Origin of the sequence: Pallidibacillus thermolactis, from assembly GCF_025660415.1 — a bacterium.
Classification (GTDB): Bacteria; Bacillota; Bacilli; order Bacillales; family Caldibacillaceae; genus Pallidibacillus; species Pallidibacillus thermolactis.
On the sequence record NZ_JAOUSE010000077.1, the window covers coordinates 1 to 11007 of the forward strand.

General features: G+C 31.2%; 10 protein-coding genes. 5 read left to right on the forward strand and 5 right to left on the reverse strand.

The window, feature by feature from the left end; all coding sequences use genetic code 11:
• Positions 1-479 precede the first annotated feature (479 nt).
• The 4 genes from OEV82_RS15365 to OEV82_RS16235 all read left to right on the forward strand — a co-directional run bounded on the left by OEV82_RS15365 (position 480) and on the right by OEV82_RS16235 (position 1988).
• Complete coding sequence (locus OEV82_RS15365) at positions 480-800, forward strand: DUF771 domain-containing protein (RefSeq protein ID WP_263062365.1); 321 nt, start codon at positions 480-482, stop codon at positions 798-800.
• A gap of 96 nt (positions 801-896) precedes the next feature.
• Entirely contained in the window at positions 897-1139 is a 243-nt protein-coding gene (locus tag OEV82_RS15370) for an Arm DNA-binding domain-containing protein (RefSeq protein WP_263062358.1), read from the forward strand.
• Between the two features lie 120 nt (positions 1140-1259).
• Positions 1260-1586, forward strand: a complete 327-nt coding sequence (locus OEV82_RS16230; RefSeq protein ID WP_407672784.1) for a hypothetical protein — start codon at positions 1260-1262, stop codon at positions 1584-1586.
• Positions 1587-1622: 36 nt separating this feature from the next.
• Positions 1623-1988, forward strand: coding sequence for a tyrosine-type recombinase/integrase (locus OEV82_RS16235; RefSeq protein WP_407672785.1), 366 nt, complete (start codon positions 1623-1625; stop codon positions 1986-1988).
• A gap of 208 nt (positions 1989-2196) precedes the next feature.
• Here OEV82_RS16235 and OEV82_RS15380 read toward each other — a convergent pair whose 3' ends face one another.
• Together OEV82_RS15380 and OEV82_RS15385 are read right to left on the reverse strand one after the other, a co-directional pair.
• Positions 2197-3576: a hypothetical protein gene (locus OEV82_RS15380; protein WP_263062359.1), complete on the reverse strand. Its 1380-nt coding sequence runs from the start codon at positions 3574-3576 to the stop codon at positions 2197-2199.
• 187 nt (positions 3577-3763) lie between these two features.
• On the reverse strand, positions 3764-4705 hold the full coding sequence (locus OEV82_RS15385) for a bacteriophage abortive infection AbiH family protein (RefSeq protein ID WP_263062360.1): 942 nt from the start codon (positions 4703-4705) through the stop codon (positions 3764-3766).
• Between the two features lie 621 nt (positions 4706-5326).
• Between OEV82_RS15385 and OEV82_RS15390 the strand changes: the two genes are divergently transcribed.
• Positions 5327-5707 carry a tyrosine-type recombinase/integrase gene (locus OEV82_RS15390; protein ID WP_263062361.1) on the forward strand — a complete coding sequence of 127 codons (381 nt, stop codon included), beginning with the start codon at positions 5327-5329 and terminating at the stop codon, positions 5705-5707.
• Positions 5708-5782: 75 nt separating this feature from the next.
• On the opposite strand, the gene OEV82_RS15395 is transcribed toward OEV82_RS15390, so the two are convergent.
• The 3 genes from OEV82_RS15395 to OEV82_RS15405 all read right to left on the reverse strand — a co-directional run bounded on the left by OEV82_RS15395 (position 5783) and on the right by OEV82_RS15405 (position 10292).
• Positions 5783-6262, reverse strand: coding sequence for a GNAT family N-acetyltransferase (locus OEV82_RS15395; protein ID WP_263062362.1), 480 nt, complete (start codon positions 6260-6262; stop codon positions 5783-5785).
• A 627-nt stretch (positions 6263-6889) separates the two neighbouring features.
• The gene (locus OEV82_RS15400; RefSeq protein WP_263062363.1) at positions 6890-8236 is read right to left on the reverse strand and encodes an McrC family protein; all 1347 of its coding nucleotides are present in this window, start codon (positions 8234-8236) and stop codon (positions 6890-6892) included.
• A 1-nt stretch (position 8237) separates the two neighbouring features.
• On the reverse strand, positions 8238-10292 hold the full coding sequence (locus OEV82_RS15405; RefSeq protein ID WP_263062364.1) for an McrB family protein: 2055 nt from the start codon (positions 10290-10292) through the stop codon (positions 8238-8240).
• Between the last annotated feature and the right edge of the window lie 715 nt (positions 10293-11007).

An 11007-nucleotide genomic window follows, 5' to 3' on the forward strand; every position in this document is an offset into this window, starting at 1 on the left:
CCAAGTAGATTGTCAAAGGATCTTTTCACTTTGACAATCTACTTGGGACGTGGAACAATCCATGAATGGTTGTTGTGCAAAAAAACTTAATCTTTTTGTGTCCAAAAACTTGACGTAGATCCATATTCTAAAATAAGCACATAGAGTGTTAAAAGCCTGTATGACTTCAGCTACATTTACTAAACGAGTAGATGTAGCTAAGTTATACAGGTTTTTTATTTTCCGTAAAAATCTCCTCATCCACTACCCCCCACCAAATTTTCCAATTCTTTAGTTCGACATTACTATAAATACATAGCGACAATACTTTTTTATTCCAGGAACTTTTCCATTATTTGGGCCAAAGTATTTTCTATTCGTCTTCCGATAACAAAGTATCCACAAAAATGTAGGAGGTAAAAAACATGGAAAGAAACAATGTGTTAACAAATAAAAACAGGATGAATCAATTTCTTTATGATCCAAATCAAAGAGACGATATGCAATTGCTTACTGTTAATTTAAGCATTCCAATCCCTGCTGATAGTGTACTTATTTCAAAAATTCAATTAGAAGAGTTTAAGAGGGCACAATTGGAAGGTGTCTATTGGACGATGAAGGATCTACAAAAACGAATTAATAAAAAATCCGAATGGATCAAAACACATATTCTCTATCCTGAAAAGTTTCGAAAAATCTTGGATTCTGATAATGGCGGATTCGTTTATTATCCAAAATCACAAGGTCAAAGTTGGACTTTTCTGGCAACAAAAATGTCCAAATTTCTTGATGATAATTTTGATAAGTTTTTTTCTATTTAACTTGATTATAAAAATTCAAATGACGGAACAGACACTACCAAACAAACTTCTATCAATAGTTTGGTAGTCAATCAAAAAATACTAAAGGAGGCCCAAATGGCAAGTATCCAAAAACGTGGAAACACGTATCAATATACAGTAAGTCGTATGGTAAATGGTAAACAAAAGCACATTAGGAAAGGAGGTTTTCGTACTAAAAAAGAAGCACAAATTGCGGCAATGGAAGTGGAACAAGAACTACTAAAAGGTGTCGTACCTAACTTAAAACCGATTCCTTTTGATGAGTATTTTGAAAGTTGGATAAAAGTATTTAAAACAAACACTTGCACGTTACTATAACTCGCTCAAAACTGTAAAAGAACATTTCGAGGGAATCCCTATTCAAAACATCAATAAACGCATGTATCAATCTTTCTTAAATGAGTACGGAAAACTCATGCCAAAGCATCAACGAGAAAATTGAATACTCATATTAGAGCTTGTGTAAAGGACGCGATTGATGAGGGATTAATTAGGGTTGATTTTACGCGTGGTGCTGTTTTAACAGGGCGACCTGGAAAGAAAGCAGAGGATAAATATTTAGGCTACGAAGAAAGTCAAAAACTTCTTAAAGCAATACATGCGTTAGAAAATAAGTCGCTCATTCACTATTTAATTTTACTTGGACTACCATCGGGAATGCGTTATTCAGAAATGATGGGCTTAACAAGAGGTGACTTTAATTTCAAAAAGAATACGATCAATGTCAATAAGACTTGGGGCTATCTTAAAAAGATGCACTATTGATTAGGTCCGACTAAAACAGTAGAATCCAACCGTGTAATCAAAATGGACAAAGATACGATGAAAGCATTCAAAAAGCTTTTTGAAGAACTACCAGACAACATTCACAGACTTGTATTTTTTTCGCCTTTTACAAAATATAAGGTTGTAAATAACAATTACGCAAATGATGTTTTGAGACAATTTTTAGCTCAACTCAATATAGAATCGATAACGATTCACGGATTACGACACACCCATGCTAGTATTCTTTTATATGAAGGTGTAAATGTTTCTTACGTTTCTAGTCGGTTAGGCCATGGTGAGATTGAAACAACGTTTAATAACTATATCCATGTCATTAAGGAACTGGAAGAAAGAGATCAAATGAAAACCGCGGACATATTTGAAAAGATGTTGGGGTAGTCTTGCTCTAAAAATTTTTTCTGTTCAAAAAAATTAAGGGCATAACATATGTTGTATAACATATATGTTTTGCCCTTTCTTCTTACTAAAAATCCCAGTATTTGAATTGTAAAAAGGTTTCCATTTAACAATTTCTATCAAGACGTTTTCTTTTGTTTCATAGTAAAAATTGTAGTTTTATTTTTGTGTAAAATGAAAAAATGAACTTTTAAATTACTCTTTTCGGTGGATAATTAATGATTACTCGTTCAACGACTTTTCTTAGCAACTCAATATAAAGAAACAATTCATCACTTGTTTGTTCAAAAGTTGTTCTAAAAGGATATGTTCTATTTGAATGTGTACAATTACATCTAAAATCATACAAAATATTCGCTAACTTTTGTAAATCATTAATCTCAGAATCCCTTGATATCATTTTCATTTTATTTTTTAAAATATCGATAATATCCTTGTTGGCAATAATAAACGCTTGTTCATGAATTTCTCCTTTAAAATATTTTTCTAGTACAAGTTTTAGTTTCTCTCTATCATTTTTATTTTTATTATATCTTTCAACTATTTCAATTATTTTAGTTACATGTTCATCGTTATATGAAGAAAACCAGCTTGAATTCATTATTTGTTTAACATCTTGAACTGTTTCATGTCTGTAAACTTCATCAAAAATACATTCTAATACTTGGTAATAAGCTAAATACTTAAATTCGCTTTCTGCCATTAATGAAGCTCTATGGTAATAATCAATCAAATCCGAATCATAATATTTCTTAATAAAAGGAGCTTGAGTTTTATTTAATGTGTCAGCTACCTCAAAGAGATCATATTCAAATTCATAATCCTCTTCATCATACTTCGGAAGATCATAAATATTAAGTGCAAGTGAATGTTTCGAAGACAATTCAAACAATATACACTTTGCAATATAAAATAATTGTTCCTCGAAGTTAGGCTCTTCTATTTTAACGTTTAAAACTTTATTGATGTTATATACCTTTAGTGTAGTAAAATTACCTACCACTTCAATATGCCTATAATTTTGTTTAAGTTCTATCAAGTTGGCAAAAGTTTCCGAAATACAACTAATCTCATAATGTATTTTATCTTTTACAAAATCATCATTCTCTGAACTAATATAAACTCCCGACAGTCCATCCCCCCAAAATATTTCTGGGAGATTAACCAAAACTTCAAAATAGTCTTCCGTATAACAGGCTTTCACTGGGATATACTTCAATTCAAGAAAGTTATATATTTCAGCTAATAACTTATCATTATCATAATCATCTTCTTGATAGTCTCCTAATGGAAATACTATATCGTTACTCCAATCATTATGAGTTAAAATAACTTCATCTCCGTTTGTCCATATAGTGATTCTTTTATCTACTTTTTCTATAATTTTATTTATCTCTTGATAAAGTTCACTCCATTTTACTATTTTATTCTTCAATTCTTCTATATTATCTGACCTAAATTCTATAACATCATCCCATACTTCCTTAGTAAGACAAACATAACCTAAATCAAAGATAATCTTTATATCTTCATCTATCTCAGATATTATTTTTTTAATTTCCTCTACCATTATTGTTCCTCCTAATAATTTCTAAACCTAGTTATTTTTTTAATCTAGTTTATTATCTTTAATCTCTTACAAACAATGCTTTAAATTTCTAACTTATTTCAGACTAAAATAATAAAAGTAAAAAAATCAAAAACACCTATATAAATAGTATTCCTGTCAGAATCTTCATATTAAAAACCAATTTCTTCTATCCTCCTATATGAAAAATGTTAAAGTTCCCACTAAAACCACATTTTTTAACATATTGAATATAATGGCCTATATTAGAAATATCATAATCATTAAAATACCAAGTGATATTTTCAGTTTTTATTCTTTTACAAAGTTCTTCAATATATATAGAATCCACTTCATTAAATGAAAAACCATATGAGAATATATTACATATATCTTCGTTAACTAATCCATCAAAGAAATCTATGTTTTTTTCAAGTGCCCTGGTAGTATCTTTTCTTAAAAAGTCATAAATTTTACTTATACTGTTTTCTGAACCAATATGGGAAGACATGTATTCTTCATAATAATCCTTGTTATTGCCATGTCCGAAAAAAATCTCTTCATGTTGTTTTCCATGTATATGACAAATATTTTTTGAACTAATGCCATAAACCACTTCAAGTGTTTCTGTATAATTAAATGTTAGAAATTTATCTTTTTCATTTATTAAATTATTAAAATCCCTTTTTGGTGTTACCGAATCAAGATTTATCGTATGTATCCATTCCCAAAAGAATTCTTGTATTTTGAATGTAGGAATCACTAATTGAGACGCAATTTCTTCATTTCTGTAAGCAGTTTTCCACCAATCTGTATCCCCATCGTCATCTAAAATATCATCGTAAAACTCAAATGCTTCACTAAAGTCTAAATATCCTAGTGATTTTTCAATATTACTCCATTTTTCGTAGTTATTCTCTGCTTGATTAATTAAATAAAAAAGCATTGATAGTACCTCTACATCATCATATTCGACTCCACCATCTTGTAAATAACTTCCAGAAGGTATTATCATCTCATCCATTTTAATTTCAGCATATTCCGAAAGTAAATATTTTCTAAAATCGTTATATGAAGTTTTTAAGTTATGATCTAGATCAAAACCATTCCCTATTACAAAAAGATTAGTCATGGATGCCATTCCTTTCAAATAATTGTTTAAAAGATAGTAAAAACTAAATAGATGAAGATACTTACATGATAAAACATTTAAACACAATCTATTGTTTCTATTGTACATTTTTTTGTTTAAGTTGTAGAAAATTACCCTTCTTTTTAATGTATGCAGGTAGTTATCGTGTTGTAAAAAATGCAGTATAAAATATGAAATGAAATAAAATTTTTTATTCATAGGATAATTACGGTAACCATCACAATCATTCAAAAGAAATCTGTTTATAATTCTACTAATTTGTTTTGGATTTTCTAGGAAATCATATCCCAAACTAACTCTGTTGCTTATTAGAATTTGGATACCTTTTATACAAACAATCTGATATTACCTTCAATTAACAGGAACGCGATCAGCTCTATACTAACCTTCGACAAATGAAAACATTGCTTTTCTCTTCCTTCAATGAATATCAAAAAATGTTAAGTTATCATTTAAACTATTACCACTTAAATTACATACCACTTTCATGATAATTAGAAAAGCAGAGCTAATCATTAAAAACCTAAACTCAGCTTCTATTGCTGTATTAAAATTATTTTCTGACCATCTTAAACATAGGAAACAACCTGTTTATTCAGAATGGATAAAAAATTAAAGCCGCTTTTCGAAAAACTTCCTGATAACATTCTTATATTGGTATTTTTTTCTCCTTTTACAAAATATAAGGTGGTAAATTACAATTACGCAAATTATGTTTTGAGACAATTTCTAGCTGAACTCAATATAGAACCGATTACTATTCACGGATTACGACACACGCATGCTAGTATTCTTTTATATGAAGGTGTAAATGTTTCTTACGTTTCTAGTCGGTTAGGCCATGGTGAGGTTGAAACAACGTTTAATAACTGTATCCATGTCATTAAGGAACTGGAAGAAAGAGATCAGATTAAACCTGCGGACATATTTGAAAAGATGAAGGAGACTTGCTCAAAACTTTTTGGAGTTCAAAATAACTGAATTATAATTAACCGGGCACACCATAAGTGAAATAACTTATATGTTGTGCCCTTTCTTCTTCAACTAAAGCACCCGTTAGTTCAATATCTTTATCAATTCAATTTCATCTCTGATTGGGATACCATCGTTACCAATTAAGGGTATCTCTGGTTTTAACTTTCTTGCTTTCTCAACTGCATTATTTATTATTTGGGACAGAATAAAACCTCGTTTTTGATAAAACCTCAATGCTAATAAATTATCGTTTGTTGTTATAAGTTTAAGGAGTTCGCACTTTTTCTTAATAGCAAGATTTTCTACTTCTTGAACTAACGTGGTTCCTATTCCTTTACCTTCTTCAATACTATCTAATGATATTATTTCGCATTCGTTATATTTAATTATGTAAGTAATTAAGCCAATGATTTTATCTTCTTCATTTACAGCAGCAAAACCATCTAATGCACTACAATCATAAACTCCACTGGAAATAACCATTTCTGTACTTCCCCAATGTAACTTAAAAAATTCTATTATTTTAGTTTTCGGTAAATCTTCAATTGCATAGATTTTCATTATAAACACCTCAATTATTTTTTTACTCTAATTCAACTATCCTGCCCCGTTAGTTTAAGTGAAATCATCCTCATTCTTTATATAAATTCTTTTTCCCATTTTGTAAAGGAAGGATTCGGAAAAAACATACCATATAAAACCACGATAGTATATTTAAAATATGATGAATGGTTAATAATATAAAAGATTCTTTGCTTTTTTAGTATGTAATTTCAGTAATTCTTTGTGTAAAAAATGTGTAAAACGGCATAAAAAAGTGCTATTTTCCACGATTTTTACCCAAAAATAAAAACATGCCCAATCGCTTAATACATCTACGTTTGGGCATGTTTTCCATTTTTCTAGCGGAACTCTATTTTTACGTAATGACGTCCCAGGAGAACGTATATGTCGTGGTGATTGGGAGGCTAACTAATTCAGATATTCGATATTTCGGGCTAACTAAATTGGTGGATTTACTGTATAACTTTTACTTCTTTTCAAAATATGAACCGCAAACATATGTTGTAAAACTTAAAATGTTGTGCCCTTTCTCCTTCAAACTAACGGAAATGAATCGGAACTTAATATGGTGATATAAAACCGGAGACATTTTACTTTCGTAGAACGTCTCCGGCTCTTATTATTTCATGAGTAAGCTATTTCCCCATTTAATATATTGAACACTTTTGTTATAAATTCTTCCTCATTTTTTTTAATTTGTACTTTAAATTCGTTATAGTCATTGCAGTCACAGGGAATCTCTAAGCCACACTTATAAACAATAATATCCTCCCTTGGACTAACATTATTTTCATATGTCGTACCGCTATTTAATCTCAACCCTGTTACATTTTCAGTTTCTTGATTATGAGGATATAAATATACACCTTTTTTTGCATCAAATCTAAACATATAAGACAGCATTTGCTGATAATCACTGCTTCTTATGTTTTCGTACGGTTTATATTTCGCATCGGCGATGATCCGATTATCTACATTTCTACTAATAAAATCGGGATAAATTAACCCTATATTCCCCTCAAATAATCGTTGTGCTCCTTTCCCCCCTTTGTTCATGGGGTGATAGAAGTCACTGCCAATCAGTAAATGGACATATTCCTCCCAGATCCATGCACCATCAAACAACATACCGTAAATCTGATTCATACCGGATCCCATTTGATATTTTTCATGCTGTAATATCATGATACAAAGTCGTTGTAATGCTCTATATTCACGGTAATATGCATGGCGGATGGGTTTTTTCAAGTTTTTTTCTAAGACTTTTCTTCTATCAAAATACTTATAGCTTTTGGTTGCTTCTACGACGGTGGCCACTTCATCTTTCGTTTTTCGCAATACGTTGTTACCATATGGCTTCTTCTTAATAAATTCAATCGTATGGCGAACCAACTGCATCAGATCATTATCATATGAAAACTCACGTTGATTATATGCTATGTTCCCGATAAAAGGGGTATTATTTTTCACATGGCGTGGAATATCAATCGTTCCCCTAATATTTTCATCATTATACTTTTTTTGGATATACGTTTTGAATAAACCTTTTCTCATTGCTTTTTTTAAAAAGTTAGGAAAGAAAAAAAGTAACATGTTTAGCGTACGATGATTTTGATTTGCATCAGTATTAAGCTCTACAACATTTGGCAAATGCAATACGCATTCTAGTAAATATTGAAAGAAATAATCAGTTTCACCATTTGAAAAACGAGATTCGATGACGAGACGTTCGTTACCATAGCCTAGAAAACCCATCACATTACTTGAACGATAACATTGATTGATGCTTTGTAAAATAACCTGTTCTTTGCTGATATCTTCCGAATCTTTTATAAGCTCGGGGAAAATAAATACCCCTTCCTTTTCAAGTTGTTCAAGTGTTTTATCGACAATCTTTTCTGTCACATTGGCTACTTCTTGAAAGTGTTTTTTATGAATCAGTGTATTATCTTTAATTTTGAGTTCCTTCATTTTAATAATCACCTGGATAGCCATACGCCTTTGCAAACCTATTCATAATCTCGTCTTCATCATACATACCACGCACATATTCTCTTAGTAACGGCTCAAGATAGTCTGTCCATAATTGGTTAAAAGTTAAGTATTTTAATTTCAAAAAGTAAGATGCACCAATATGATAATGTTGGTTAAGCTCCTCCACATTAGAAATTTCATTATTCAGCGCTGTCATTCTACGGATTGCTTCCTCTTTCACTTCACCTAATTCATCTAACATTTCCAATCGATCGTCCGCTTTTATTTCAATAAATCTGAAACGACGACGCATAGCAAAGTCAAAGCTGTCAACGGAACGGTCGATATCGTTCATCGTTCCAATTATGTAGACGTTTTCGGGTATGTAAAATCGCTCCTCCGGATTGTCGTGCATGTTTGCATACTGTGTAGATACTTCTCCAGTACGGCCACGATATCCCGGATCAATTGAATAAAATAGTTCACCAAAAATTTTTGAAATTTCACCACGATTAATTTCATCAATAATAAATATGTAAGGTTTCAATTTATCAGGCTTTGCCATTGGATTGGTGATGGGCTTTTTATTCAATTTAATATCTTTATAAATAGCTAATAGGTAGGAAAAATGTTGTGTCGGATTCAATTTTCCAAAAAAATTAGTTACATCTTTCACTTGGGTGAATGTTTGTTTAGAATCTAGCATCGCTTTTAGCTCACTTATACTCAATCTCAACTTATTCGATATTTTGTTTTCTGGAATAGAAATATGAATATGCTTATCATCGATTTCGGTAATATAAAATTTAGTACCTCGAGCAGTTTCCAATTCATCTACTCCCAACTCAATGTTTGAAAAATAGTCCAACATCATACTTTCAACCGTTGCTTCTTTTTCTCTTTGTTCTTGGGTCTTTTGAGAATCTTCAAAGTTCTTTTTCGCTCTAGCTATAAAACGCTTAAATATCCCGTCTTTAAGTTCAAATCCGACAGAACCATCATCATTAATCCTTGGCCGCAAGCCTTCAACAAAGTCTGAGTAATCATAATTTGGATGAAACTGAACAAATTCAATCTGTTTCTTTTGTTCATCGGAAAGTAGAGAAAAATCATCAAAATAGCCATCACTGATAATATCGGCAGCTATTTCTTTTGCTAGATGCGTTTTCCCTGTGCCTGGTGCACCGTGTAAAATAATGTTTTTAGACTCAATTAGATAGTGGGAATATGGATTTCTATATCCGCTAGTTTCCTGTAGCCTTTCAATATCTACATTTTTGTTCTCGGTTTGCACAGTTTCTTCTTTTTTATCTTTTTCACGATAAATGAGGACAAATTGGTCACCCTCATTCCCAAAACGTTTTAAACATTCCTGAACAAATAAAATTGTAGAGAAAATGTTCCGACTATATATCACGAATTGTTGGCCATCATCATTTCTATAAACTAAATATTCAATTGAATTTCTAAATCGCTTAAATTCCTCAATACTAGGAAATATACCACGAATGATTTCAGTATTTGGCGTATATTGACAAATTGGAAATTGCTCTTTTTCTTCCATAGGTAGTGCGGCAATTTGTTGTTCAAAAACCTGAAAGGCCAAACGGGGCAATGTTTGATTTGAGTTTCGTCTTTCACCCTTATTGTATTTACGTCGGACCTTAGCTCCACTTGCATTTATAAAATATACATCAAGTGGCTTGTAATGATCATCGAGTGCTAGGTTATCCATCGTAAAACGATCGTCTGTTGAAGTTACTTCATTGGCAGAGATCGTTAACTTAAATTTTTCTTGCTTTGTTTCAACTATGAAGTCCAATTTTTCTAAAAACTTTTTTGCTTCTTCTGCATGAAATTCCTCAGTAGAGATATCTACATGATTAACCAAATGATTTGCAACTGCAATGACATACTTAACCGGATACGTTTTTCCAGATTCATCAACCAATTCATACTTCTTACTTTTATTTTGGTTTGGTACACCATTCTCGTCGATATACTGAATCGCTTTAAAAATATCTTCTTTTGAAATATTCTTTGGAATAGCCATATAAACTCCCCTTTATTGTATTAGGCCACGATCAACCTTAAAAAGAATGATAGAATATAAGACCACTAACTATGCAATGCGCTTTAAAGATAGGGAGTAATTATGAAATGAGTTCTGATAAATATATTTCGATTAAATTACTTCCCCTTAACTTATTATATCTTTGTATCTTCTATTTATCGAATCTCGATCCACTCTTGTGAAAAAAATGTGTGAATGGGGTTAAAAATATACTATTTCTATAATTTTGCTCAATATAAAAACACGCCCAATCGCTTGATACATCTGCGTTTGGGCATGTTCCCAATTTTCTAGCACTCTATTTTTACGTAGTGACGTCCCAGGATAGAACAATAACTAACAGCTCATAACACCTTCAATTTATCCTATCTTTATAACATGACAAGACCCACACGTCTTTTTCCTTCATTTTACTTTAGACGATAAAATAAACAATAATAGATAGGGCATTGGATGTTATGGTCATGCGCTACTAATAGGCGCACAATATAAGAAAAGACTCGCAGAGTGGCTATAAAGACAGAGATGCAAGTCGTCCTAGATAATAGCTAAAAAAGCCCGAATCTCATAGAAAAGAAATTCAGGCTTCCTTTTGTCTATTTTATATTATATTAATACTATAACTCTTTTACTACTATATTTTTATTTTTCTAAATAATCCATCAAACGTTCTGGATCGAATCCAATAACCCAT

Coding starts and splice junctions, on each gene's coding strand:
- OEV82_RS15365 (WP_263062365.1), top strand. CDS start 480: ATGCAATTGCTTACTGTTAATTTAAGCATTCCAATCCCTGCTGATAGT.
- OEV82_RS15370 (WP_263062358.1), top strand. CDS start 897: ATGGCAAGTATCCAAAAACGTGGAAACACGTATCAATATACAGTAAGT.
- OEV82_RS15380 (WP_263062359.1), bottom strand. CDS start 3,576: ATGGTAGAGGAAATTAAAAAAATAATATCTGAGATAGATGAAGATATA.
- OEV82_RS15385 (WP_263062360.1), bottom strand. CDS start 4,705: ATGACTAATCTTTTTGTAATAGGGAATGGTTTTGATCTAGATCATAAC.
- OEV82_RS15390 (WP_263062361.1), top strand. CDS start 5,327: ATGGATAAAAAATTAAAGCCGCTTTTCGAAAAACTTCCTGATAACATT.
- OEV82_RS15395 (WP_263062362.1), bottom strand. CDS start 6,262: ATGAAAATCTATGCAATTGAAGATTTACCGAAAACTAAAATAATAGAA.
- OEV82_RS15400 (WP_263062363.1), bottom strand. CDS start 8,236: ATGAAGGAACTCAAAATTAAAGATAATACACTGATTCATAAAAAACAC.
- OEV82_RS15405 (WP_263062364.1), bottom strand. CDS start 10,292: ATGGCTATTCCAAAGAATATTTCAAAAGAAGATATTTTTAAAGCGATT.